This is a genomic window from Empedobacter sp. GD03865, assembly GCF_029840775.1.
GTDB lineage: Bacteria > Bacteroidota > Bacteroidia > Flavobacteriales > Weeksellaceae > Empedobacter > Empedobacter falsenii_B.
In genome coordinates this window covers 15,716-42,409 of record NZ_JAOCDF010000020.1, presented here as the reverse complement: position 1 = coordinate 42,409, position 26,694 = coordinate 15,716, and the positions used below count along the sequence as shown (strand labels likewise).

28 protein-coding genes and 1 riboswitch are annotated in these 26,694 nt (G+C 31.1%); of the genes, 9 read left to right on the top strand and 19 right to left on the bottom strand.

Annotated elements, in window-relative coordinates:
• The first annotated feature begins 4 nt into the window (after positions 1–4).
• Entirely contained in the window at positions 5–979 is a 975-nt protein-coding gene (locus N5D46_RS08905) for a tetratricopeptide repeat protein (protein WP_280049774.1), read from the top strand.
• Positions 980–1,029: 50 nt separating this feature from the next.
• Here N5D46_RS08905 and N5D46_RS08900 read toward each other — a convergent pair whose 3' ends face one another.
• Together N5D46_RS08900 and menA are read right to left on the bottom strand one after the other, a co-directional pair.
• Positions 1,030–1,710 (bottom strand): metal-dependent hydrolase, encoded by a 681-nt coding sequence (locus tag N5D46_RS08900; protein ID WP_038332212.1) that lies wholly within the window; start codon positions 1,708–1,710, stop codon positions 1,030–1,032.
• Between the two features lie 17 nt (positions 1,711–1,727).
• Complete coding sequence (gene menA / locus N5D46_RS08895; RefSeq protein WP_114999711.1) at positions 1,728–2,654, bottom strand: 1,4-dihydroxy-2-naphthoate octaprenyltransferase; 927 nt, start codon at positions 2,652–2,654, stop codon at positions 1,728–1,730.
• A gap of 88 nt (positions 2,655–2,742) precedes the next feature.
• Between menA and N5D46_RS08890 the strand changes: the two genes are divergently transcribed.
• Positions 2,743–3,588, top strand: coding sequence for a GH25 family lysozyme (locus N5D46_RS08890; protein WP_038332218.1), 846 nt, complete (start codon positions 2,743–2,745; stop codon positions 3,586–3,588).
• Here N5D46_RS08890 and N5D46_RS08885 read toward each other — a convergent pair.
• The 12 genes from N5D46_RS08885 to N5D46_RS08830 all read right to left on the bottom strand — a co-directional run bounded on the left by N5D46_RS08885 (position 3,585) and on the right by N5D46_RS08830 (position 15,692).
• On the bottom strand, positions 3,585–4,181 hold the full coding sequence (locus tag N5D46_RS08885) for a hypothetical protein (RefSeq protein WP_280049773.1): 597 nt from the start codon (positions 4,179–4,181) through the stop codon (positions 3,585–3,587). The two genes, N5D46_RS08890 and N5D46_RS08885, sit on opposite strands and share 4 nt — an antisense overlap.
• A 139-nt stretch (positions 4,182–4,320) precedes the next feature.
• Entirely contained in the window at positions 4,321–5,094 is a 774-nt protein-coding gene (locus N5D46_RS08880) for a hypothetical protein (RefSeq protein WP_280049772.1), read from the bottom strand.
• Positions 5,095–5,172: 78 nt separating this feature from the next.
• Positions 5,173–6,426 carry an MFS transporter gene (locus N5D46_RS08875; RefSeq protein WP_280049771.1) on the bottom strand — a complete coding sequence of 418 codons (1,254 nt, stop codon included), beginning with the start codon at positions 6,424–6,426 and terminating at the stop codon, positions 5,173–5,175.
• A gap of 153 nt (positions 6,427–6,579) precedes the next feature.
• Complete coding sequence (ribB, locus tag N5D46_RS08870; RefSeq protein ID WP_114999705.1) at positions 6,580–7,242, bottom strand: 3,4-dihydroxy-2-butanone-4-phosphate synthase; 663 nt, start codon at positions 7,240–7,242, stop codon at positions 6,580–6,582.
• A 131-nt stretch (positions 7,243–7,373) separates the two neighbouring features.
• Positions 7,374–7,502: riboswitch (FMN riboswitch) on the bottom strand.
• A gap of 355 nt (positions 7,503–7,857) precedes the next feature.
• Positions 7,858–8,481 (bottom strand): SGNH/GDSL hydrolase family protein, encoded by a 624-nt coding sequence (locus N5D46_RS08865; RefSeq protein ID WP_280049770.1) that lies wholly within the window; start codon positions 8,479–8,481, stop codon positions 7,858–7,860.
• Positions 8,482–8,483: 2 nt separating this feature from the next.
• Positions 8,484–9,893, bottom strand: coding sequence for a radical SAM protein (locus tag N5D46_RS08860; protein ID WP_280049769.1), 1,410 nt, complete (start codon positions 9,891–9,893; stop codon positions 8,484–8,486).
• 46 nt (positions 9,894–9,939) lie between these two features.
• Positions 9,940–10,173 (bottom strand): hypothetical protein, encoded by a 234-nt coding sequence (locus tag N5D46_RS08855; protein WP_114999703.1) that lies wholly within the window; start codon positions 10,171–10,173, stop codon positions 9,940–9,942.
• Position 10,174: 1 nt separating this feature from the next.
• Positions 10,175–10,375, bottom strand: a complete 201-nt coding sequence (locus N5D46_RS08850; RefSeq protein WP_114999701.1) for a hypothetical protein — start codon at positions 10,373–10,375, stop codon at positions 10,175–10,177.
• Entirely contained in the window at positions 10,375–11,121 is a 747-nt protein-coding gene (locus tag N5D46_RS08845) for a prolipoprotein diacylglyceryl transferase family protein (RefSeq protein ID WP_311394708.1), read from the bottom strand. Before N5D46_RS08845 ends, N5D46_RS08850 begins: the two co-directional genes overlap by 1 nt.
• Positions 11,122–11,215: 94 nt before the next feature.
• Positions 11,216–12,049, bottom strand: coding sequence for a 1,4-dihydroxy-2-naphthoyl-CoA synthase (locus tag N5D46_RS08840; RefSeq protein ID WP_114999699.1), 834 nt, complete (start codon positions 12,047–12,049; stop codon positions 11,216–11,218).
• A 260-nt stretch (positions 12,050–12,309) separates the two neighbouring features.
• Positions 12,310–14,355, bottom strand: coding sequence for a pitrilysin family protein (locus N5D46_RS08835; RefSeq protein WP_280049768.1), 2,046 nt, complete (start codon positions 14,353–14,355; stop codon positions 12,310–12,312).
• Between the two features lie 14 nt (positions 14,356–14,369).
• Positions 14,370–15,692: a pitrilysin family protein gene (locus tag N5D46_RS08830; RefSeq protein ID WP_038335678.1), complete on the bottom strand. Its 1,323-nt coding sequence runs from the start codon at positions 15,690–15,692 to the stop codon at positions 14,370–14,372.
• A gap of 221 nt (positions 15,693–15,913) precedes the next feature.
• On the opposite strand from N5D46_RS08830, the gene N5D46_RS08825 reads away from it, so the two are divergent.
• From N5D46_RS08825 to N5D46_RS08810, 4 genes are all read left to right on the top strand, one after another.
• Positions 15,914–16,717 carry a sulfite exporter TauE/SafE family protein gene (locus tag N5D46_RS08825; RefSeq protein WP_115001218.1) on the top strand — a complete coding sequence of 268 codons (804 nt, stop codon included), beginning with the start codon at positions 15,914–15,916 and terminating at the stop codon, positions 16,715–16,717.
• Positions 16,718–16,725: 8 nt separating this feature from the next.
• A complete protein-coding gene (locus tag N5D46_RS08820) occupies positions 16,726–17,313 on the top strand; it encodes a methyltransferase domain-containing protein (RefSeq protein WP_280049767.1) in 588 nt (195 codons plus the stop codon).
• A 137-nt stretch (positions 17,314–17,450) separates the two neighbouring features.
• A complete protein-coding gene (locus N5D46_RS08815) occupies positions 17,451–18,890 on the top strand; it encodes an MBL fold metallo-hydrolase (RefSeq protein ID WP_280049766.1) in 1,440 nt (479 codons plus the stop codon).
• 78 nt (positions 18,891–18,968) lie between these two features.
• A complete protein-coding gene (locus N5D46_RS08810; protein ID WP_221854750.1) occupies positions 18,969–19,481 on the top strand; it encodes a hypothetical protein in 513 nt (170 codons plus the stop codon).
• Between the two features lie 15 nt (positions 19,482–19,496).
• On the opposite strand, the gene N5D46_RS08805 is transcribed toward N5D46_RS08810, so the two are convergent.
• A complete protein-coding gene (locus N5D46_RS08805; RefSeq protein ID WP_221854751.1) occupies positions 19,497–20,738 on the bottom strand; it encodes a glycosyltransferase in 1,242 nt (413 codons plus the stop codon).
• A 99-nt stretch (positions 20,739–20,837) separates the two neighbouring features.
• On the opposite strand from N5D46_RS08805, the gene N5D46_RS08800 reads away from it, so the two are divergent.
• Together N5D46_RS08800 and N5D46_RS08795 are read left to right on the top strand one after the other, a co-directional pair.
• The gene (locus N5D46_RS08800) at positions 20,838–21,239 is read left to right on the top strand and encodes a hypothetical protein (RefSeq protein ID WP_125350201.1); all 402 of its coding nucleotides are present in this window, start codon (positions 20,838–20,840) and stop codon (positions 21,237–21,239) included.
• A gap of 115 nt (positions 21,240–21,354) precedes the next feature.
• Positions 21,355–21,936 (top strand): tRNA-(ms[2]io[6]A)-hydroxylase, encoded by a 582-nt coding sequence (locus N5D46_RS08795; protein ID WP_280049764.1) that lies wholly within the window; start codon positions 21,355–21,357, stop codon positions 21,934–21,936.
• Between the two features lie 46 nt (positions 21,937–21,982).
• On the opposite strand, the gene N5D46_RS08790 is transcribed toward N5D46_RS08795, so the two are convergent.
• Positions 21,983–22,363: a hypothetical protein gene (locus N5D46_RS08790; protein ID WP_038335667.1), complete on the bottom strand. Its 381-nt coding sequence runs from the start codon at positions 22,361–22,363 to the stop codon at positions 21,983–21,985.
• Between the two features lie 52 nt (positions 22,364–22,415).
• A complete protein-coding gene (locus N5D46_RS08785) occupies positions 22,416–23,009 on the bottom strand; it encodes an MgtC/SapB family protein (protein WP_236688210.1) in 594 nt (197 codons plus the stop codon).
• A gap of 165 nt (positions 23,010–23,174) precedes the next feature.
• Here N5D46_RS08785 and N5D46_RS08780 point away from each other — a divergent pair, with 165 nt between their 5' ends.
• Complete coding sequence (locus N5D46_RS08780) at positions 23,175–23,840, top strand: DUF2490 domain-containing protein (protein WP_280049763.1); 666 nt, start codon at positions 23,175–23,177, stop codon at positions 23,838–23,840.
• 82 nt (positions 23,841–23,922) lie between these two features.
• Here the strand turns inward: N5D46_RS08780 and N5D46_RS08775 are convergent, their stop codons facing one another.
• Together N5D46_RS08775 and N5D46_RS08770 are read right to left on the bottom strand one after the other, a co-directional pair.
• On the bottom strand, positions 23,923–24,477 hold the full coding sequence (locus N5D46_RS08775) for a biliverdin-producing heme oxygenase (protein ID WP_280049762.1): 555 nt from the start codon (positions 24,475–24,477) through the stop codon (positions 23,923–23,925).
• Between the two features lie 3 nt (positions 24,478–24,480).
• Entirely contained in the window at positions 24,481–26,661 is a 2,181-nt protein-coding gene (locus N5D46_RS08770) for an ATP-binding protein (RefSeq protein ID WP_280049761.1), read from the bottom strand.
• Positions 26,662–26,694 lie beyond the last annotated feature (33 nt).

Here is a 26,694-nt window from a genome sequence, read left to right as displayed (position 1 = left end):
CATTATGAATAAATTTTACATTTTAATTATAAGTTTAATCTCTGCAAGCAATGTTATTGCACAAGAAAAAAAATCGGATTTTGATAAATTTAAGGCAAATGCTGTTAAAAATAGTTGCGAATGTTTTCATAAAATAGAACAAAACCAATTATATAATCGAAAAGAGCTTTATGACAAAATCAAATCTTGTATTGATGAAGAAGTGCTGGCTTTTCAGATGATTGATAAATTAAGTGCTATTCCAATTGAAACAAACGAGAAAAAGAAAAAGGATAAAAAAGAAATCAAAATTAATATTGATACAAACGAAAAAAGTGGAGAATATCTAAAATATTACAGAGCAATCGAGTCAGATTTATTCGATAATTGCGATAATTTTAGAGATATTATCGCTTCAAGTGAAATTGGATTAGAAAATGAAATTCCTTCTGAAAATAGAAAAGCTTTGGATTATTATTCTGAAGGTTTGAAAGCTGTAAAGGAAAGTAATTGGAAATCTGCAGCAGAATTTTTTGCAAATGCGGTTAAAGAAGATCCGAAGTTTTATTATGCGTGGGATAATCTTGGGGTAAATTTGAGAAGATTGGAACGATATGATGAGGCAATAGAAGCTTATCAAAAATCTTTGCAAATCAATCCTTATGGCGCTATGCCATTACAAAATATTGCAGTGGCTTATATACATCAAAAAAATTATACTGCGGCAATAGAAGCCTATGAAAAGTTTGCAGATATTTATCCAAACAATCCTGAAACTTTTTACGGTTTAGGTCATTTGTATATCGTTGATCTTAAAGAATATGAAAAAGGTTTAGATTACATGTGCAAAGCCTATAATAAATACATTGAAAATAATTCGCCATACAGATCGGATGCAGAAACGGTAATTTCGGTTGCATATCAAGCAATGAAAAAGAATAATCAAGAAGAAAAATTTATGGAAATTTTGAAAAAAAATAATATTCACATTGGAGAATAATAAAAAAAGCTCGAGATAATCTCGAGCTTTTATATGTTGGAAAGAATTTATTAAACTGTTAAATCTTCTCCAATTTCTAATAAAATCAATTGAATATGACGCGAAAAGAAAATAGATTTCGCTTCTGCTTTATCAATTTTAATTGGTGGAAAAGTATCATAATGATAACCTAAAACTTTAGTTGCTTGCACATATTCTGCCGCAATAGAAGCACTTTTTGCACCCATCGTAAAGTTATCTCCGATTGGTAAAATTGCTAAATCAAGTTGTCCAATTGTATCTGGAATCAACTTCATTTCGTACGTCAAAGCTGTATCTCCAGCAATGTAAACACGCTTTCCTTCGCTTTCGATAATGTAACCATTCGGATCTCCTCCATACGTTCCGTCAGCAAATGAACTCGAATGAAATGCAATTGTAGATTGAATCGAACCAAAATCAAAACTAAATTTACCACCTGTATTCATTCCGTGTGCTTTTAAACCTCTTTCCGAATAATAAGAAGCAATTTCTGCATTCGAAATAATCAAAGCTCCTGTACGTTTTGCCAATTCTTCCACATCATACACATGATCTTGATGCGCATGCGTAATAACAATATAATCCGCTTTTAAACTTTCGAAATCGATATTCTTTGCTAATTCATTTGGTGTAATAAATGGATCAACAATAATGTGTTTACCGTTTGCTTCAATCGCAAGCGAGGCATGTCCTAAATATTGAATTTTCATTATATATTTTTTTGTGATTAACGAATTAAAGTATCAATAAAATCGAAACCGATTAAACTATATCCTAATAATACAGCGAAAAATAAAGCTAACATTGCTACTTGTTTCAAGAATGGATCGAAATCTTTAGGATCTTTTACTGCAAAAATTTGACGACGAATGGCGTTCGCAAAAAAGATTAAAATTAAAAATACAAAACCAGATAATTTACCTTGTTTAAGTGGTGACATCGTTACATATAATGCGCTTAATGCGAACGGAATCGTCATTAAAGCCATTTGGTAATATTTACTTTTTTGAAAACCTAATTTTGATGCAACAGTAATTTTATTGTTTTTGACATCATTTTTCACATCTCGCATATTGTTCAAATTTAGCACTGCTACACTCCAACATCCCATCGAAGCTGCAGGTAATAAAATTTGCCATTGAAAAACTTTAGAATATAAAAATTCTCCACCAGCAACAGCTAAAATCCCAAAGAATAAGAACACAAAAACATCACCTAAACCAATATATCCGTATGGTTTTTTTCCCATTGTATAAGCCATTGCTGCAAAAATAGACGCAACTCCCAGTCCAAGAAAAATGTAAATATATTTCATATCATTTGGATAAAAAGATACATACAACAATGCTGAAACGCAAGCTAAAGAAATTGCAACCATAATTCCAATAGCTATTTTCATTTGGTTTTGAGTTATCAATCCAGATGCTACAGCACGCTGCTCTCCTACTCTATTTGCGTCCGTTCCTTTTACCGCATCGCCATAATCATTCGCGAAATTTGATAAAATTTGGAAAGCCAAAGTTGTTAAAAGAGATAAGAAAAATATATCATTTCGAAAGATTCCTTCTGATTTTGCAATAAATCCAGCCAATAATAATCCACTCAAAGAAAGTGGTAATGTGCGAAGCCTTGCGGCTAATATCCATTTTTTCATACTGAACAAAGATAATGAAGATTTTACTTTTTTTATCATCGAAAATTGAAGTAATATTGCATAGAATTTATCTATTTCAACTACTAAAATGCCCCGTAAAAAGAAAACACAACAATCTATTTTTAATACATTAAAAAAAATCAAACTTTCGACTTATGTAATTAGTTTGCTGATTTTGTGCGTTGTTTATTTTGCATATCGTTATCGCCATGGTATTCATTACTATTTTTCGGTTGTAGAAAAATCGCTGAAAGGCGAAAAATTGGTTGATGATAAAGTCACAAAATTTGATATCCGAAATATTGAGGTGATGGATAAATATTATCTCAAAACTTTTGGTGTTGATGTTTCGCATTATCAAGGAAAAATTGATTGGACGAAAATGCATACGATTTACAATTTGTATCCGATAAATTTTGCTTTTATCCGTTCTACAATGGGAACTTCGTCTATTGATGAGACTTTTGAGGATAATTGGGAAGGTGCAAAAGAAAATAATATTTTGCGTGGTGCTTATCATTTTTATCGTCCAGATGAAAACTCTACTTTACAAGCACAAAATTTTATTGCAAAAGTAAAATTAGAAAATGGTGATTTGCCTCCAGTTTTGGATATTGAAACCTTACCGAAAACACAATCCATGGATCGTTTAGTCGAAGGAATCAAGAATTGGTGCAAAATTGTTGAAGAGCATTACGATATCAAACCGATTATTTATACATCAGATAAATATTTTGAAGATTATTTACAAGATCATTTTGATGGTTATATTATTTGGATTGCCAATTACAATTTTTGGGTCCAAGAAATGAAAGGGCATTGGGATTTTTGGCAATTTACCGAAAAAGCAACCATAGATGGTGTAAAACGTTATAAAGTTGATGTGAATATCTACAACGGGACCATTGATGATTTGGAAGGTTTGACGCTTTAGTTTTCTGGATAAAACTTCTTATAATCCTCGTGATAAGCGCTATCCCAATTTATTTTAGAAAAATCTTCGGAAGTGTTTTTAAATTTCGCATCGGCTACCAAACGTTCGCGCGTTGAAAGCGGACGATATTGATATCCGAAATCTGTGTTAACTAAATATTCTCTTAATTTTTGAAGTTCTTTAATTTTAATTGAATCTTTATTTACGCCTAAAACAATTGTTACTCTTTTATCAGATTTTACAATATCATTTTCTAAATTCTTTACCAAATCTAATATTGATTTATCATTTAATTTTACCAAATCTTTCTTAGGCACTTTAAATAACTCCGTTATTTTTTTATCATTAGAATCCTGTAACGCTTCAGTTCCACAGATTTTATCGTAAGGAAACTTATTATAATAAAAATATGTAACTGAATCGTTGTAAAAAATAAATTGATAATCAGAAAAAGGGATAAAGATCAACTCAGGTTTTACAGAATCATCTTCAATTTTTTTTTCTAAATCTTTCTCGTACTTTCTATAAGAAAACGAAGAATCTGCATTCATTCCCATTGCCAAAATCTTTTGATTAATCGAATCTTGACGCAATTTATCGCGTTCTTCTTACGATAATTCTCGCTTACAACTCAACAAACCAAATCCTAAAAGTAAAAAGTAAACAATAGATTTCATTGATAATTATTTTCTTAAAGATAACAAAAAAGCGAATCGTTTGATTCGCTTTGTGTTATTTCGTTAAATCTACTTTCCCGTTTTTATATTTGAATTCGCAATTAAAAACATTTTTAAACATCTGCACATTATCTTTATTAGTAATCCTAATACTTTTCTTGATAAAATTATTAAACGATAAATGTCTATAATTAATATCATCAAAAATTCCTAATCGAATAAATGGATTTTGGTAATCATCATAATCAAATTTTGTTACAGTTCTTATCAAATTGTCATCGTCAATAATATCAGTTCTTACAATACTATCCAAATTTGTTACATGTGGATATTTATTATTTCTGTCCCATGTATAAGTTTCATTAGCAACTAATCTATTATCTTTAAATTCTTGAACCGAAGTCAAAACTGTATCACCATCAATTGGTTGATAATCATATTTCGTTACAATGCCATTTTTTTCAGACCAAATTTTTTGAATGATTTTGTGTTTGTAATATAGTTTTAGCTGATAATTTCCTGTTTCTATTAATTGACCATTCTCTATAATTTCATACTCAGAATCATTGATATAATTTACTTTCTGATCCCTTAACGAATATAATAAATACTTAACTTTCTTCTCAATAGGACGATTTTCCTCATCATAAATAATTTGAATACTATCAAATTGATAAAGATTATCAAAATCATCAAAAAAATAACGATTAGAAAAATAACTTGTTGGAAACAAATTTTCATTCGATTCAACTAAATCTTCTTCAAAAGTATCTGTCGAACAAGAAATTAAAAATAAAGTACAAAAAGTAATTAATAAATATTTAAACATTTTCTGAACAGTTTATTGCAAAAATAGACTTTAAAAATTAACAAAAGCCTTATTGTCTATTTTTTTAAGTAAATTATTTTATTCTAAGGTTACTTTTCGAATAGGTTTGATGAAAAAAGCGATAAAAATTACAGTTAAAATTGTCATTGTTCCTCCAAAAATAATTCCTGGAACTAACCCTAAAAATGTTGCAGCAATCCCACTTTCTAAAGCTCCTAATTCGTTAGAAGAACTCACAAATATTGAGTTGACAGATGAAACACGACCTTTCAAATTTTCGGGCGTTTTGATTTGTAAAATACTTTGACGAATTACCATCGAAATTGCATCAAAAGCTCCTCCAAACATCAAAATCACAAAACATAAATACAGATTTTGACTAAATCCAAAAGAAATAATACAAACTCCAAACATTGCGACTGCTCCCAATAATTTTGGTCCAACATTTCCTTTCAATAAACTTGGAATCATCGACAAGAAAAACATCATTATAATCGATCCAATTCCATGTGCTGAACGTAATAATCCAAAAGCTTCAGAACCTTGATTCAATACTTTTTCAACGAAAGCTGGTAACAACGATTCTGCTCCACCAAAGAAAACCGCAAACATATCCAAACTCAAAACAGCTAATATAATTGGCGTTCCCCAAATAAATCTCAAACCTTCTTTGATACGTGTCATTGGCGATTCTGTCGATTCTGATTCTGATATTTCTGCTGGTTTTTTAGAAATTAATAATATCATCACCATCGAAATACACATAATTGTAAAAGCGGTTATCAAAGCGGCTTCAATACCAAATTTTGCTAAAATAACTCCTCCTGCCAAAGGTCCTAAAACTGATCCAATCATAAATGCAGACGAAGAAACTGGAATTGCTTTTGTGTAGTTTTCTTTACGGACAACTAAGGCTAAAAGTGCAAATAAAGCTGGTCCGCTAAAGGATCTTGTCAATCCTAAAATGAAAAATGCAAAATAACAGATTCCCAAATAAACAGGAATTCCGATTGCTTGGCGAACTGACGGAAAGTTAACAATCATCAAGACAAAAGAAGCGGTCATAAAACAACCAATACTTCGTACCAAGATCATCCGTTTATCCAATTTATCGACCAATTGTCCCGCATAAAAAGCAGTTAAAAGAATTGGTAAAAACTCGGCTAAACCAATTAATCCAAGAAAAATTTCTTTCTGAGTGACTTTAAAAATTTCGTACGCAACAGACGTACTCTGAATGAATAAAGCAAAGATTAAGGAAAACCTTAAAAATATGAATGGAATAAATTCTTTATTTTTCCAAACGGACGGAACTTTCTCCTCTGATGTCATTTTGTAATTTGAATTTTAAGTTTTTAAATGTACATTGATTTTATTCAAAACTACCTTGATTTTGGATAATAAATTTGTATAAAATCAAAAAAAATCTTCGTGTATTTCTACCCGAAGATTTTTGAAAGTTTATGATATATTTTATTGTTTAATTTAAGCGAATTCTAATTGTTTTTTCTCCTCTAATTGAAGACGATATTCGTAAATATCCTCAATTGTCAAAACAGTCATTTCATGTTTTTCGGCAAAATCTATAATTTGCGGAACTTTCGCCATTGTACCATCAACATTTGTCAATTCGCACAAAACTGCTTCATTTCCTAAACCTGCTAATTTCACAATATCAATACTTCCTTCTGTATGTCCTCGACGTTCCATAACGCCTTTTGGACGAGCAATTAAAGGAAAAACATGTCCAGGTCGATTAAGGTCAGTCGGTTTTGCAATTGGATTAATTGCTGTTTTTATCGTTTGTATACGATCGGCTGCAGAAACACCAGTTGTTACACCTTCTTTTGCTTCAATAGTTACTGTAAATGCCGTATGAAAACGTGAGTTATTGTTTTCGACCATAGGATTTAGCTCCAATTCATCTGCTTTTTCTTGTGTAAGACACAGACAAACAATACCGCTACATTCACGAATCAATAAAGCCATATCAGGCGCAGTAATTGTGGAAGCAGGAAAAATGATATCACCCTCGTTTTCACGATTTTCATCATCAATTAATAAAATTCCTTTTCCGTTTTGTAGATCTTTTATTGCATTTGCAATTCTTTCATTGGCTGTTGAGCCAAATTGTGTGATTGTTTTCATTTGATTTTTGTTTTATCATGAAACATCACTTCAGGGCGAAACACATTATTAAGTAATAAGCTCAAAGTTGTGCGTCATGAGTTTTTTACTCAGAACTTAACACTTATCACTCATGACTTTCAGTTGTGTTCAATTTTCTTCTCTCATCCAGACTATACTGTCGGTTTTGGAGTTTCACCAAATCAGTCCAATAACAGTTGTTAAAGGAGTCGCGGACTATAACCGCCGGTAAGGAATTTCGCCTTGCCCCGAAGAAAATTTCGTTTGTTAATACTAATTTTTTATTTGAAAAATTACCATAAACTTTCGCGAACAAAGTTACAAAACCAAAATGAGTTATTTATAATGAATAAAGATTATTTTGTTTACTATCAATAAAAACCATATCTTCATTAAAACACTAATAAAATGAAAAACAAAGCATTAAGAATAATTCTGAAAATTGGTTATTACGCTTTATGCGGATATTTAGTTGGATTATTAATTTCTTAGATCTCACCAACTGGAACAAGCCAAAACGCACCATTTACATGTATAGCTGGATCAATGACTTTTTTATTTTTTAAAGATTATATCATTCCTTATTACAGAAGTCAAATTCAACAAAAATAGATTTTACAAATATTTCTCAACAATCGGTTTGATTTGATTTGCGATAAATTGATATCCTTTTTCATTTGGATGAATACCATCTTTTGAAAGAAATTCTTCTTTAGTTGAATTAAAACGTGAGAAAATATCAATAAATTCTATTTGATTTTGAAGTGCTAATTCTTTTAGCTTTTGATTGTATAATTCAATTTTTTGAGTCGTACGAAATTTACGATCTGGAATTTTTATTCCATCTACTTTTTTAGAAATTGGTAAAATACTTATCACATAAATGTTAACTGTAAATTCTTTTGCTTGAGAAATTACTTCAAAAAGATTTGATTCAAAATTAACAAGAGAAACCAATTCTAAATCATTTCTTTCAGCTAAATCATTTGCGCCATAAAAAAAGAAAATTAGATTTTCGTCAGGAGAAAAGCGCGCTTTTGTCTCAACTTCAAATCGTTTTATTAACCCTTCTGTTGTCTCACCTCCTATTCCGAGATTAAAACAATTGACTTCATTTGCATTGTTGTTATAAAATTCTGCATGACAATAACGTTTCAAAATTTCTACATAACCTCCCAAAATTCCGTCATATTCGCCGTAGGTAATACTATCACCAAAAAATAAGCAGTTTGTCATCATCACTAAAACAATACTTTATCCTCTTTTCTCAACTCTTCTAAATAAGCAGCTTTTTCGTCGCGATAAAATAAATTCATTGTTTCGAATGGAATTAATTTCAAATCTTTGTTGACGATATGTACGCAAGATTTTTTAACAGCGCGAACATCAAAATCATGTGCATCCATAAAATTCATAATGATTATTCGGAACAAATTATCGTAATCTAAATCCAATTCGGGCGCGCAAACTTCTGGTAAACAACAAAGCAACTGATTCATTTTTGGTTGTACTTTATCCACAGAAATTCCTGTGCTAAAAATATCCAACAACTGTACTTTCAATTCTTCATCTTGTTCGTAAACAATTGTATTTTTCGATTCGTTATTCAACAAATCCGCAGGATTAATATAACGTGTAAGCGGAATTACCTCATCATTCAATTTCAGCATATAACCCATCGCCAAAGCATCTGGATTACATGGAACTGGAATAATATCATCTGAATTAAAAAGTGGATATTGATCAATAATTTCTTGACGAACTTCTGTCAATGTAATTTTTTCGTGAGCCGAATCATCTCTATTTCTTCCCGCAATTTCGACAGGTTGAAACGTCACGCCACGCACACATTTTTGTTTTAAAGCAAAATCGATGATTTTTCCAATTTCATCCGTATTTTTATCTTTTTGAAGAACAACAACCAAAGTTGTAGAAAGATTTAATTCATTCAATTTTTCTAAAGCTTTCATTCGAACATCTGTCAAATCTTTTCCTCGAAAATCTTCTAAAACTTCTTTTTTAAATGAATCAAATTGTAAATAAACTTCAAATTCTGGTGCATAAGTTGCTAATTTTTCTGCAAAACCTGGATCATTCGCAATTCTAATTCCGTTTGTATTCAACATCAAATGTTTAATTGGTTTTGATTTTGCAATTTCCATAATCTCAAAAAATTGTGGATGAATTGTTGGCTCTCCGCCACTAATTTGAACCACATCGGGTTCGCCTTCATTTTTAACAATGGTATCAAACATCGCTTCTATTTGCTCTAAACTACGATGAGAACCGTAATGTGGCGATGACATGGCGTAACAAGTAGGGCACGTTAAATTGCATCGATCCGTCACCTCAACAATTGATAAACACGAATGTTGCTCGTGATCGACACACAAACCACAATCGTACGGACAACCATATTCTACATCTGTCTCAAAATGCAAAGGCATTTCTGATGCTTTATTGTAATTTCTTATGTTTTTATAATAATCGACATCCGTTGCTATTTTTGTTTTGAAGAAACCATGATCTGGACAACGTTTTGTCATAAAAACATTCTCGTCCTCGATAATAATTTTTGCACCAACACGTTTTAAACATTCTGGACAAAGTGAAATTGTATAATCGTAATACGTGTAATTTCTAACCGGCATAATATAAGTTTTAAGTAGATTTAAGTTTTAATGAAAGGTACGATGTTTACATAGATCCACAAACCATTCCTGAAATAATAAGTGTAACCAATGCACACATTCCAAAAATCATTAAATAGTATTTTGAAGATTTACTTTTTCCAGAAATAGAATTTATGATTAGCGAAATTACTGTTCCAACAGCGCCTCCAATAAGTGCAATTACTGCTAAAATTGCTATAATAACATAAATAAAATCGTTTCCAAATCCTCCTTCTGCAAATATTACTGAATATATCATATTAGTTTCCAATTAAAATTAAGCCACAAATTGAACCCGAAGCAAGTAAAATCCCTATTCCCCAAACCATTAGTTTTAGAGACATTTCTACACTTTCTATCTCATTTTTATTCTTTGTAAATAAGTACAAAATAAAACCTGCTACAGAAAGTACAGAACCAATAAGAAGTAAAATAAAAACAATTGTAAATAAAGATTCCATTAGTTAGATTTAAGTTGTGATAACTTAAAGATATAATAAAAAATAACACCAACACAAGTAATTTGAATAGAACTTAATCCTAAAAAAATGGGATGTATTGGTTTGATAAAATCTAAACAGAAACGAAACACAAAATAAGCCAGCATAAAGATTTGAAACAAATATCCAGAAGGATAAATATATTTTTTCTGAACGATTTTTAAAACTATCCAAAGCAAAATAAGGTAAACAATTTCGTACAAAGCAACCGGATGACGTAACAATCCATCGCCTAAATCCATTCCGAAAATAGATGTTGTTTCTATTCCATATGTTTGTTCATAAATGCCTGTTAAAAAGCAACCAATTCGTCCAATTATCATCGCTAAAATCAAAGGAAAAGTAATCAAATCTCCTGTACTTTCTTTGTATCTAATTATCTTTTTTGTGAGTTCTACACCAATTAAACCAAAGGTTAAACCACCTATGATTGTGTTACTTGTCCAGAAAAAGAGAAAAGGATTTTTTGCATCCAAAAGAGCTTGCGGATTTTCTAATGTTCCAATTATTTTAGATCCCAAAAGTGCACCAATTAAAGCGCCTATAATTATACTAAACGATTGTGTTATCGATAAACTTGATTTGTTTCGTTTTCGTAGAAATGCATAATAACGCATCGCAATAAAAATTCCGACCGATTCGAGAATAGGATGAATTAAGACTGAATGTCCAAAAATTTCAATGGATACAGGAAAATCTATTATCACAAATTAATTAGGTTTTGAGTAAAAGTAATTGATTTTATAGAAATAAAAAAAGCGATGTTAAACATCGCTTTTCGTTTATATTTTGAAAATTTTCTTATCTAAATTTAGAAAAATCTCTTGGACGTTTTTCTAAGAATGCATTACGACCTTCTACAGCCTCTTCTGTACCATATGCAAAACGTGTTGTTTCACCTGCAAAAATTTGTTGTCCAACTAAACCATCATCTACCAAATTGAATGCATATTTCAACATTTTAATTGCTGTTGGCGATTTTGTTAAAATCTCTTGTGCCCAATCAAAAGCAACTTGTTCTAACTCGTCATGCGGAACAACTAAATTCACCATTCCCATATCGTAAGCCTCTTGTGCAGAATAATTAAGACCTAAGAAAAAGATTTCACGAGCACGTTTTTGACCAACTTGTTTTGCCAAATAAGCAGAACCATAACCACCATCAAATGAAGCTACATCCGCATCAGTTTGTTTGAAAATCGCATGTTCTTTAGAAGCCAATGTCATGTCACAAACCACGTGCAAAGAATGTCCTCCTCCTACTGCCCAACCATTTACAACGGCTACAACAACTTTTGTCGAAAAACGAATTAAACGCTGAACTTCTAAAATATTCAAACGACCAACACCATCTTGTCCTTCGTAACCTTTTGCACCACGAACGCGTTGATCACCTCCAGAACAAAAAGCCCAACCCCCGTCTTTTGCAGATGGACCTTCTCCTGTCAATAAAATTACACCAACTTCACGATCTTCTTCTGCTAATTGAAAAGCATCTAATAATTCGAAAACAGTTTTTGGACGAAATGCATTGCGAACTTCAGGACGATTAAACGCTATACGCATTACTCCATCACATTTCTTGAACGTGATATCTTCGTACTCCTTTACCGTTTGCCAATTGATTGTTGCCATTATATATTTTGTTTTTTGATTAAAATTTTCTCAAAAATAAGATTTATTCATTTTTAAAAATAATTTTCAGTTATTAATCTCAAGTTTTTCTGCTCTTTTTCTACGCAATTCTAGCATACACTGATCTATAATCTCTTGATACTCTTCTTTAATTACCTTATTTTTTACGCTAAGAGGTTTTATTCATCATAGTGGTATAAAAAAAGACAATCCGAAAAATACGAATTGCCTTTTAATTTGAAAAATATTTAAAAGAATTGTTATTTAAAATCTGCGTCAGAAACGTTTTTATTAATTTCTGTTGCATCGATAATAATTTTGATCGTTTGTGGACCAGTTTCTGTTATCATTTCAGAAGGCATTAATATTCCATCAAACGTTTTATATCCTTTGTTAATTGTCGTTGCAATCATATCACCTTGTGGAGATTTCATTTTTTGCTCAGATTTCATTAACAAACCAGTTTTTACATCATAAAAATCTGTACGAGAAATATCTGCAGCAACAACTTTGTAATATTCAACTCCGTTTTCAGAAACGATTCCTTCTACTTTAGCCGTTTTATACCCTTCTGACAAAGGCGTAAATAATGAATTTGTCTTAAACAAAGGAGCTGTCATATCTGCTGGTAAATCCATTTTTTGACCTGCTTGAGACATATAACCTTTTTGACCATCAAAAACTTGTTTAATAGTCATTCCCATAATCGTGAATTCAGTTGCAGTTTTATTAGGTGTTGCATTTTTTATGACATAGTCTCCACTCATTCCCATTGTCTCTATTTTTCCTTTTTGAGCAATCGATTTTACAGCTTTCACTTTGTCCGCACCACCAATAGCTTTGAAAAAATTATCTGTAATTTGAGCAACAGTAACGGTTGTAGTTTTTGCACCAGAAGTTGGTTTATCTGTTTTATTTCCGAAAGAATCGTAGTAATTAACTGGGTAACCTAATTTTTCTAAAGCTGGTGCAATTTGCTCTAATTTACCTGTTACGTTGATTTTTGCTTGATCTGGACGGAAATATTTTTTCGAAACACGTAAAACATCATCAATTGTTACTGCATTTATATTTTTGATATAATCTGCATAAAAACTATCTGATAATTGATTTGTTTTTTTCGTTAAAGCTTGGTTAGCAACCGTAGAAGGACTTTCTAAAGTCAAAATAAAGTTTCCTAAGAATTTCGCTTTTACATCATTCAACGTTTGCTGATCAATTTTGTTTAACGTCATCCCTTTGATTTCCTTCATCGTCTCAACGATTGCAGAATCCGTCACTTCGTTACGAACAGTTGCATTTGTATTGAAACGTCCAATGTAACGAGAATCAGAAACTCCCCCACGTGCACCATATGTCCAACCATGCGCTTCACGAAGATTCATATTCAATTTCGAATTGAAATCTCCCCCTAAAATAGACGACGCAATTAACGCTGCATAATAATCTGGATCTTTCTTCGTTAACTGAACTGGATACGAAACCGAAACCACAGATTGCACTGCATTAGGCATATTAATCGCGTTTAATTCCGTTTTTGTAACCTCTTCTACTTTTGGAAATGCTGGAATATTTAATTTTCCTGCTTGCCAAGAATTAAAGTTTTTCTCCGCCAATGCTTTTACATCTTTTGTCGAGATATCTCCAACAACAATCAAATAAGCATTGTTTGGTTTGTAGTAGGTATTGTAGTAATCCTTCACATCTTGCAATGTAATTTTCTCAATTTGGGCTGGTGTATCAAATTCTGAGAAAGGATTATTTTTTCCATAAACTAATATATTCGAAACGCGAGATGCTGCAGCTTCTACAGATTTTTCATTCGACTTTAAACCTTCGATGTAGCGTTTTTTAACATCCGCAAATTCACTTTCAGTAAAGTTTGGATTCATAGCCCCATCTGCCATATAACCAAAAATTTCGTTGAAATATTTAGTCAAAGAACTTGCAGAAGCTCCTTCTTCCCAAAAATTAACGCGAGCTCCTAAAAACTCAATACGTTTATTGAAATCGTCTTTCGATTTTGTTTTTGTTCCTGTTCCCAACATTTCGCTTAACAACGACTCTGCTCCTTTTTTTGCACCTAATGCAAATGGTGGATTATCGATAGTTAATGTCGCAGAAACTCGTGGTAATTTATGATTTTCAACAACTATAACTGTTAAACCATTTTTTAATTTGAATTCGTTCGATTTTCCTAAATTAACCGTTGGTGCTGGACCCGGTTTTGGCATTGGAATCGCCACTTGCGCATTTAAGCTAACTGCCATAAAAGCGATTGCAAGAGATAATATTTTTGTTTTCATAATTCGGTTGTTTTTTATTTTGCAGCTTTTTTAGATTCTGGTAAATAATGAATAATTACACGTTGGTTTTTGTTTAGATACTTTTTAGCAACATTACGAATATCCTCTCTTGTTACAGATTGATAAATTTTCAATTCTTCGTTGATTTTATTTGTATCTCCGCCCAACATATAAGCATCCGCTAAAGCATGTGCAATGTTTTGAACACCCGATTTTGAAGCCACAAAACTATTTTCAATTCCATTTAAGATTTTTTGGTAATCCTCTTCAGAAATCAAATTTGTTTGAACTTTTTCTATATCTTGTTGTAAATCTCCTTCTAATTTATCCAAAGAAACTTCTCCTTGAGGTAAAATTCCGATTGAATAAATTCCGTAATCTTCCATTTGACGATTGAAAGCAAAAATTTGTAATGCTTCTTTTTTCTCGTCAACATATTTTTTATATAAAACTGATGATTTTCCACCGGTTAAATAGTTTGATAACATTTCTAATGCATAAGCATCTTTTGATTTGTTGTCTGGCGTACGATAATTAATCGCTAATAAAGGAATCTGAATATTTGCATCATATTCTGTTGCACGAATTTCTGATGTAATTGGATCTTCCTTCACAACAGTTTTCACAACATCTTTTCCTCTTGGAATTACACCAAAATATTTCTCAATTAATTTCTTTGCTTCGTCTTTATTAAAATCACCCGCAACAACTAATACAGCATTGTTTGGCACATAAAAAGTTTGACTAAAGTGTTTGAAATCGTCTAATTTAGCATTACTCAAATCCTCAAAAGAACCAATTACACTCCAACGGTAAGGATGTTTTTTGAAAACATGAGGATTAACTGCTTCTCCGTACGAAAATTTACCATAAGGTTGATTGTCCAAACGAGAACGTTTTTCTTCTTTTACAACTTCTTTTTGTGTATCGACACCAATTTGATTAATAATTGGCTGACGCAAACGATCAGATTCCATCCATAATCCTAATTCTAAATTATTTGATGGAAAAGTTTCGTAATAATATGTTCTGTCCGTTGTTGTATTCGCATTGTTAGAACCTCCATGAGAAGAAACAATTTTGAACCATTCTCCTCTCTTAATATTCTCTGTTCCTTCGAATAATAAATGCTCAAAAAAGTGCGCAAAACCTGTTTTACCAACTTGCTCATCTTTCGAACCTACGTGATACATAACACCTGTTGTAATAACTGGAGCAGAATTATCTTGATGAAGGATAACATGCAATCCGTTTGGTAGAGTATACTCATCAAATTTTATTTGCTGACCAAATAACGCTGATCCTGCAAATAAGATAGACATAAAAATTTTCTTCATTTAGTAGTTTTTAAGTTTTTTATCTATTATGCTTATGTAACATTAGTAGCAGTTTTTTTGAAAATGTTACACCAAATTTGCATAATAATTAAAAAAAGTAAAATAATACACGTCTATTGATTTAGTAGGCATTTGTATTAATTTACAACAATATTTCATAATATACCTATAGTAATTGTTATTGTATTTGCTATAGATTTGTAAAAATCGAGAGAAAAAAAATGGATTTTATAGAGTTTTTTGGTTTTGTAGGCGCCTTCTTCATCGGACTAATTATGGGAGTTCTTGGTGGTGGTGGATCTATTTTAGCCGTTCCTATTTTAGCGTATATTTTTCATTTCGACGAAAAAATTGCTACTGCTTATTCATTATGTATCGTTGGATCCACAGGATTGATTGGAGGAATAAAGCAAGCTTCGCAAAAAATGGTTGATTGGAAAGTCGTTTTTCAATTTGGTTTACCAGCTGTTGTTGGAATTACACTGGTTCGTGCATTTTTAATTCCTGCTTTACCAAGTAATTTATTTTCTATAGGCGATTTTATCGTCACACGTCGAATGGCAATGTTTGGTTTATTCGCTATTCTGATGGTTTTCGCAGCTATTTCTATGTTAAAAGGTAAGAAAGAAGAACAAATTGATCAGAAAAATGATAAGCTAAATCCTCTTTTATTAATTCAAGGATTTTTAATCGGAGGATTAACAGGAATGGTTGGTGCTGGCGGTGGTTTTTTGATTGTTCCGGCATTAATGATGGTTGCAAAATTAGATATGAAAAAAGCTTCGGCAACTTCGTTGGTAATTATTGCCATCAATTCACTTATCGGATTTTTTATTGGTGATGCTTTACACATCAAAATTGATTGGAGTTTTTTGAGTGTTTTCATTGGAATTTCTATGGTTGGAATTCTTGTCGGAACCTACATCAACAAATTTTTACCAGTACAATTTCTAAAACGAACATTTGCAATCTTCATTATTTTAATGGCAATTTTTATGTTCATCGAAGAATTTATAATTCAATAATTTAAAGTATGGAACTGAACGAAAATTTTTGGAACGATAAATACATCACAAATCAAACTGGTTGGGATTTAAAAGCTCCTTCTACTCCACTAAAAGAGTATATCGATCAATTGGAAGATAAAAATATCAGAATTCTGATTCCAGGTTGTGGAAATGCTTACGAAGCAGAATATCTTTTGGAACAAGGTTTTACGAATATTACATTGATTGATATTTCGGAAATTGTAGTCGAAAAAATCAAAGAAAAATTTAAACATAATCCCAATATCAAAGTTCTTCATCAAGATTTTTTTGAGTTAAATGGTGAATTTGATTTGATTTTAGAACAAACTTTTTTCTGTGCATTAGATCCAAAATTACGTCAAAGCTATAGTATCAAAATGAATAAACTGCTAGCCGAAAACGGAAAATTAGTTGGTGTATTATTCAACAGAGAATTCGGAAATGAAACGCCTCCTTTTGGAGGTAATAAAACTGAATATCAGACGTATTTCAATGATTATTTTGATTTCAAAGTCATGGAAAATTGTTACAATTCTATTCCGCCAAGAGCGAAAACCGAATTATTTATTAATCTAAAAAAGATTGCCAAATAACCTATGATTTCATTCATGAATTTTAAGTTAACTATCAATCTTATTTGAGTTTAAATAGAAGAAAAGTATCAGAATTCATCCATCAGAGGAAAATTCTAAATTTAAATATTTGTATTTTTACACACTAAATCATTCTTATGAAAATTGAACAAATTTACACCGGATGTCTTGCGCAAGGTGCTTATTATATAGAAAGCAATGGTGAAGTTGCAATTATTGATCCGTTGAGAGAAACACAATCTTACATCGATCAAGCGACAAAAGACAATGCAAAAATCAAATACATTTTCGAAACGCATTTTCATGCAGACTTCGTTTCTGGACATGTAGATTTAGCTCAAAAAACTGGTGCTACAATTATTTATGGTCCAACTGCAGAACCAAATTTTGATGCACATATCGCAACTGATGGCGAAGTTTTTTCTTTAGGAAATATAACTATTACAGCTTTGTACACGCCAGGTCACACGATGGAAAGTACAACGTATTTATTGAAAGATGAAAACGGTAAAGATTATGCAATTTTTACAGGAGATACCTTATTTATTGATGATGTTGGTCGTCCAGATTTAGCTCAAAAATTAAATACAGATTTAACACAAGAAAAATTAGCTGGTTATTTATTTGATTCTTTACGAAACAAAATTATGCCTTTGGCTAATGATATTATCGTATATCCTGCACATGGAGCGGGTTCTGCTTGTGGAAAAAACATGAGTAAAGAAACTTTTGATTCGTTAGGACATCAAAAAGAAGTAAATTATGCGTTGAATCCTAACATGACAAAAGAAGAGTTTATCGTAGAATTAACTTCAGGATTATTACCTCCTCCATTCTATTTTCCAGAAAATGTAATGATGAACAAATTGGGTGTTGAATCTTTGGATGTAGTGAAAGAACGTGCGAATAAAGCTTTATTTCCAGACGAATTTATGCAAGTTGCGGAAGATACAAATGCGTTAATTTTAGATGTTCGCGATCCTCAAACTTTTGCAGCTGGATTTATTCCAAACTCCATCAATATTGGAATTAGAGGAAATTTTGCACCTTGGGTTGGTACATTAATCACAGATATCAAACAACCAATTTTGTTAATTGCAGAAATTGGTGAAGAAGAGGAAGCGGTAACACGTTTGGCTCGTGTCGGATATGACAATGTAATCGGATTTTTGAACAATGGTTTCCAAGCTTGGGCTGAAGCTGAAAAAGATTTCGATGAAATTGTTTCGGTTTCTCCAGAAGAGTTTGTAGAGTTAGTTGATGAAACTGAATTAAAAATTTTGGACGTTCGTAAGCCAGGTGAATATGAAACTTCTCACGTAGAAGGTGCAATTACAGCTCCATTAGATTTCATCAACGAATCAATGAAATTAATCGATCCAGAAGAAACCTATTTGGTACATTGTGCAGGAGGATATCGTTCAATGATTTTCACGTCTATTTTACGTGCTCGCGGTTACGAAAATTTAATTGACGTTGCTGGAGGTTTTGGTAAAATAAAAGAAGTTGAAGGTGTTAAAATTGTAGAAGGAGCTTCTCCTTGTCAATCAGGAAATAATTCTTGTTCAACGAAATAAACAATTTATTTTAAATAATAACGTTATAGCCTTGGGATAATCAAGGCTTTTTTTATATTCGTCATCTAAATTCATCCAATGAAAAAATTGTTATTCATCGCCTCTCTTTTTACATATATTACCGCTTTTGCTCAACAGAAAATACATGGAGCTGAATCGTTTGCGCTAACTATTCCAAAAGATTTTCAACGTACAGTTGGGTTAAATGATTATGCAACTATTCAATTTGAAAGTCTTGCTCCAAAGCCGAATTCGTATGGATTTGTGATTTTTGAACACAAAGATGAATTAAAATTGGCAGATTCTAATTTGGATATGATTGATTATACGCTAAATTCTATCGGGCCATATAAAACACAAAAAGGGTTTAATTATATCAAAAAACCTTATGTTGCTTACGAACAGGGATTCAATTATGCCTATACTGAATTTGAAACAAATGATCCCGAATCTGGACATATTTATTTTCTACAAACTGTAATCGAAACGAAAGAATTTGTCTATCAGATTTTACAATATTGCAGTTTCGAAAATCAAGAAATAATGAAAAGCGATTTTGTCAAAATTGTAAATAGCTTCAAAGTAGAATAATCAACAAAAACCTTCCTATTTCGGAAGGTTTTTGTTTTTCTGTTCAATCCAAAGTGACATATATTTTGTACTTTGATGATGATGATGTTGCAAAATTTGACCAATAAAATTTTGATTTCGATGTTGAATTAAATTTTCTTCAATCGATTTAATCTTCACTAAAAAATCAGCTTCAAATTTAGTTTTATTGTAATTTTCATTCAGAATTTTGACTCCATTTTGTTGAGCAATTTCCCACTCTTTCTCATTATTGTAAAGCAAAATAGCTTTCTCCACAAACGCTTCAAAATCATCTTCTACAAAACCATTCCAATCAAAATTATCTTTCATTGCTTCTGCTCCAATCGTAGTCGTAACCGAAGGAGTTCCAGTTTGCATTGCATCCACAAACTTTCCTTTTACACCAGCGCCAAAATTAATCGGCGCCAACAAAACTTTGTAATTTGACATCGTTTCTTGCGCATTTTCTGCTCTACTTTTGATCAAAAATCGTTCGGAAGGATTATTTAATTGCAAAACTTTTTGCATTGCATAAGCACCATAAATATGTAATTCAGCTTTCGGAAGTTTCTTTCTCAAAATTGGCCAAATTTCTTTTTTTAAGGTCTGAACACAATTAAAATTAGGTTCATGAATAAAATTTCCGATAAACATAAAATGTTCTCTTTCTTCAAAATTTTTCCAAAAATTGATTTTTTCTTCTGTAATTTCATTTTCTAAAAAAGGCAAATAATACAAGATTTTTTCATCAATTTTAAATTGATTTTGTAGAATTTCTATTTCCTTTTTCGAAATCATCAACGATAAATCACAGCGTAAAATAGAAGCTATTTCTCGTTTTGCTAAATCAGAAAACAATAAATCTTCTGTAAATTCTATTCCTTTTTTAGCTGTTTCTTGTCGCGCATTTCGTAAAAAATGCAAATCTTCTGTATCCAAAATTTTCAATGCATTTGGACATTCTTTCGAAACTCGCCAACCATATTGTTCTTCAATCATAAAACGATCAAAAAGAACAATTTCAGGATTTAATTCTCTTACAAAATCATCAAAACTTTCATCATTTAACTGAATTTCAACTTCTTTTATTCCTTTCGAAATCAAATCAAAACTATAATCAGATTTTGAGGCAGCGCACGCAAAAGTTATCTCAAATTCAGTTTTTTTGAAACAATCGATTAACTGAATCATTCGAGTTCCTGCCGCAGAAGAAGTTGGTTCTGGCCAAACTTGACCAATGATTAAAAGTTTTTTCATCCCACAAAATTACACTTTCTGTTTCTTAATTGGAAGATTAAATATTATACACTCAATTTGGCTTATTTTAATGTAAATTTGCAGATAAAATTATATAAAATGTCTTATCAAACTGTTTTTGAAGAATTTTTCGAGCAAGTAAAATTAAGTATCAAAGAAGGAACTTTTGCAAAACTTACAATGGCCAAAACTATTGGAGATACTGATCTTAAAAATATATTTGTTCGTTTACATCTTTTAGAAAATAATGAGTACGATTTTGCCTTCACATTTCGTTATAAAACCGAAGAAGTTGAGCAATTTCATAGTGTTGAACAGACTTTTTTAATTTTGAGTTCTTACATCAAAAATCCATTTACAAACGCTTTATTATTTACAATTGAGAAAGATTTAATTTTTAAAGTCAATAAAAAGAATGCTGCAAGTTTGACGGAACAAACACCAACTTTCAAACATGCATCGGATGTGATGTTAGAAATGATTGAGAAAAAAATTATCTAATAAAATTAGTGCTCAATTTATGAATTTACTTGATTCCTGAATAAATGATAAGAATCTTGATGTGCAATTTTACACAATATAATTTCGTAAATTTGAACTTTAAGAATTTTCGAAAATGCTTGGATTAAAACTTTTAACAGACCCACGTTGGGCTGATATTGCGGAAAGAAATTTAGAAGAAATTTTAACAGATCATGCCTGGTGCGAACAAAAAGCAGCGACAAATGCGATAACAATGATTGCATATAATTCTGAACATGACGAATTTATTCAGGAAATGTCGGATATTGCAATCGAAGAAATGCAACATTTCAAAATGGTTGTAGAAATTATCGAGCGTCGTGGATACAAATTAGGTCGCGAGCGCAAAGATGATTATGTTGGTCAGTTGATGAAATTTTGTAAAAAAGATGGTTCCCGTAATATGGCTTTTGTGGATCGTTTGTTATTTGCTGCGATGATTGAAGCAAGAAGTTGTGAGCGTTTCAGAACATTATCTCAAAATATAAACGACGAAGAATTAGCAAAATTTTACTATAATTTGATGGTTTCGGAAGCGAATCATTACACAACTTTCTTAAATTTTGCTCGAAAACTTTCAACTGATGTTGATGTTGACAAACGTTGGAAAGAATGGTTGGATTTTGAAGGAAATTTGATTCAATCTTACGGAAATAAAGAAGCTATACACGGATAGAATTTAGATAATAAAAAAGTGAAATCAAGGTTTGATTTCACTTTTTTTATTCGACATAAATCAATCGACAAGGAACGTCCAAATCTTCCGTCAAATAATAACTACAACACAAGCGATGATAACCATCTGCAATGATTAATTCGTTTGCAGATCGCACCAACAAAATTGGAGAAAGCCTCTTATTTGCTTTTATTTTTTTGAAATTCTCTTGAACATGCCTATTCTCCAAAGGAAGTAAACTCAATTTACTCGCTCTGAAAATGTCTTTGGATTTCTTGATAATTGTCTCGGCTTCCGATAATTTATTTGCAAGCGAAACTGCTATTTCAGGTTTAAAAATTAATTCCAAATAATCTTGCGCAGCAGGAAAATCGTGATCTTCTGGTTCATCTAACCAAATATTTTTGTCATCTGTTAGGTTTTTCATTCTAATTAAAATTGATAGGTTTTTATAATTTTATCATCTAATAATTGTTTCATTAACATTTTATGTTGTTTACTTTTACCTCTAACCAAGTTGTAGAGACATTTCCATCTGTAGTATGTTGCTTAGCAACCGAAAATTTTAAATCAAATTTTTTAAATAATGTTTGGCAATATTCATATTCCTCTTTCGACTTTGTCAGAATTGTATAATTTTTAATTTTATGGTAATCATCAATATAATTTTGAAGATAAGTTAATCCAACCAAAATAATCAAAACGATAACACTTCCCAATAAACCTAAATAGACATAACCCGCGCCAATACACATTCCCAACGATGCAGTCGCCCAAATAGTAGTTGCGGTCGTAATTCCTGCAACTTTATTATCGTCCTTAAAAATTACTCCGGCTCCTAAAAATCCAATTCCCGTAATAATATTTGCAGCCAATCGATCTGGGTTCCCTACTCCAATTCGGATCGAAAGAATTGTAAACAAACAAGATCCAAAACTAACTAAAATGAATGTTCTTAATCCAGCAGATTTGTTGCGATATTCTCTTTCCGTACCGATCAAAACACCAATTATAATCGATATACAAATTAAAATCAAATCATTTTGAATCGATTTTGCTAAAAATTCTTCCATAATCACAGAAATAATAACTTAAATATACAACTTTGATGAATTTTTCACTCTCCAATTTCAAGATAATTGTTTAAACAAAAGCGAAAAAAAACTTAATCATTGAGAAAATGATAAATGACACGAATCATTTTCAAAGCTTTTTATATTTTCGTTAAAATTGAATGAATGAAGAAAATATTAGCCAGTTTTATTGTTTTAGCCAGCTTCGGGGTACAAGCGCAAGAAAGTAATTTCAGGACTTGGAATGCCTTAAATATCAATCAAAAAATCAATAAAGATTTTAATTTTCAGTCGGATATACAATATCGTTCGTACGAAGATTTAGATCAGTTACAACAACTTTTGATTCGTGGAGGAATTGGTTACAACTTAACCGAAAATAACAATACAGTGTTAGCTGGTTACGCCTACATTCAGAACAGAACACCTACTTCTACCGATGATTATGCACATAGTCACGAGCATCGTTTGTATCAACAATTCAATACAAAACATACTTTACAACGTTTTAATTTTGCCCATCGCTTTCGTGTCGAAGAACGCTTTTTAGAAAATGATACACAATTTAGATTTCGTTATCAATTGACTGCAACTATTCCTCTAAATAATGCCAAATTAATCGAAAACACGTGGTATTTGAAAGCGTATGATGAGATTTTTCTACAAGCTGTAAAAGATAAAACGTTTGATAGAAATCGACTTGGTTTAAGCTTTGGTTACGTTATTTCGCCTACTTTTAGTTTAGAAGCTGGTTACATGTTACAAAGTCTTAAAGCATCTCATACTGATCATTTGATGATTGGATTAACAGTTAATAATCTGATAAAATAGCTTATCTTAATTAGGATAATTTACACTTGAATATAATTATTCTAATCAATAATTTTAATTACTTCATAAAAAAATATTTTTTCTAAGCAAAACTTATCAAATCTTCGTAGGCTTTTTTAGCACCTTCAAAAACTTGTTGTTGCTCTTCTTCTGTTGTAAATTCTTGATTGATATAACCAATAAAAGTTTTCCAGATTTGACCAAGGTTTTCACCATAATGTCCAAAATAATTGAAACTTTTATTCTCTAAAAATGGATACTTTTTCAGTGTTTTTGCAATAACATTTCCGCCAAGCATGGAACCTTCTATCACATACAAAGCTCCAATTGCTTCGGCTCTATTTTGTAATTCGAATTGTTTTGGTATATTCAATTCTTCTAAGCCCAACTCGTTAATATCTTGTTGAATCAAAGACAATTTATTGAGTTTTGTTAAGGCTAAATTTTCTAAGTCTTTTTCATTCAAAAATTCTTTAATAGAATCTTCATACGATTTTAGAAAAATATGATTAACCTGCAACATTTTATAATAATTTTTATCTGTAAATGTGCTGTTAAACAATTTATTCGATTCTAATTTATCTTCAATTTCTTTGTGATAAACCGCTGTTTTTTCTTTTAAATAATCAGATAGCATTTGTTAGATTTTTTTAAATGTTAATATAAAAGTTGTTTCTTCTCCCACTTTACTTTCAAAAGATATACCACCATTCATTCTATCCATCATTCTGTGCGCAATAGAAAGCCCTACACCATTTCCAGAGATATTTCCTGTGTTAGACATTCTGCTAAATAGCTTAAACATCTTGTTGTAATCTTCCTGTTTTATTCCGATTCCGTTATCTTTTACTTTAAAAATAACCTCCTCTTCATTCAATTCTGACCATATTTTTATGATTGGATGTTGTGCTTGGGAAGAATATTTTATTGCATTACCAATAATATTCAGAAAAACCTCATAAAACATCGTTTTATCCCCCAAAACATTATGTATTTCTTCTACAACAACTTGTGTATCATTAGTTTTATAATACAATAAAACATCGTGTATAATCTTTTCTATGATTGGTTTTGTTTCGATTGTAGACAATACAATTTCTGATTTTTTAGCTTTACTCAACGCCAAAAGATCCTGCATCATTTGTGTCATTCGATCAATTTCTTCAATAACACTTTTTAATCGATCATTTTTAATTTCATCATCTATCAAACTTCTTTGAAGCATCTGACAATTCAATTTCATCACCGATAAAGGTGTACGTAAATCGTGAGAAACTGTATAGGTAAACGAGTCTAATTCGTCATTTATTTCCTTTAATTGCTCATATAAACTATGAATTTTGAATGATTGTAAATGAAGTGTTTCTATAATTAACTTTATTACTTCTTTGGCAACATATTTCTCCTTATCTAACCAAATAAACGATTTATTCTTAATATTCTCTTGCCAAATTTTGAAAGAAGTTCGAGGAGAAAAACTATGTATTTCATCGCCATTTATAACATCTACATTTTTAATTTTACTTGGTTCTCCAGCCCAATCTAAGGTTTGAACTTGTTCTTTTTTGAACCAAATAATAAAATGTTCGTAAGTTTGATTTAGAAAACAAAACATTACACCAGCCGAACTTGGACTAAGCCTAATCTCTTGTCCATAATCTAGATAAAAAGTATTCGAGGTAAATAAACGTGCTGAGTTTCTTTTAAATGCCCATTCTTTTATTCTCAAAATTTCTTCTTTATCTGGCGTTTCGCCTTCTACAAAAACATCGTCAAAATTAACCAACGCAATCCCATCTGCCTTTGTAAGGTTAAGAACCTCTTTTAGATTATTGTTCATTGATTGCTGAAGATTTTCTTCCGTTAAAAGATTTTCTTTCAGTTTAATCGCTGTTTCGTTAAAATGATTTTGGAACTTTAATCGTTCAGTTGATTTAAAATTCACATAAGTCAACCTTGCTTGACGCGTCAATAATTCAGTTTGCAAACGAACTTGATTTGGAATAAATTTTGGCTTGGAATTCTGACATGCTACAATTCCCCACAATTTTTCGTTAATTACAATAGAAATAGAGAAACTTGCTTCACAATTAGCATTGCGTAAATACTGTAGATGTATCGGAGAAAGTGCTCTAACAGAAGAGTACATCAAGTTTATTTTTTGATAATTCTCATTACTAATTAAAATGATTCTTTTACTATCAACATCTGCAACCAAACGGCTTTTTTTCTTTAAATACAGTTGACGTGCTTGTTTAGGAATATCAAATTCTGGAAAACGCAACCCCATATAAGAATCTAATCCCTTATCACTTTCTTCCGCTATAACAACGCCACTACCATCTTCCAAAAATTTATACAACATTACTCTCTCGTAATGAATCAAACTCTTGATAGATGAAATCAACCTATCCCAAGTTGAGCTTATAGACTTAGAGTACAGGATTTGTTCAGAAAAATTATAATAAGCTAATCTGTTTTCTAAAATAATTAATTCTTCTAACTCCAAATAAATCAATTCATCAAAATGATAAACTGTTAAATGGTAGGTTTTTGAATTAACTTTTGTATTAGTTCGGTAAAATTCACCTTGTTCTAAATTCAAAACCTCATCAAAATCAAGCTCAAAATCATGAAGTTGATTAATATGTTGGCTTAATATCTTTTCAGTAGAAATTTTAAATAATTCATCAATATTTTGAGAAAAAAATTCAATTTGATGCGAATTTTTATGAATTCCTATCAAATATCCAAAAGGTTGAATTTCATTGAAAAACTGAATTTCTTCGTCTTCACAATTTTTGATAATTTGGTTGATCATATAAATGGTTTAGGAGTGTAATTATGAATCTAA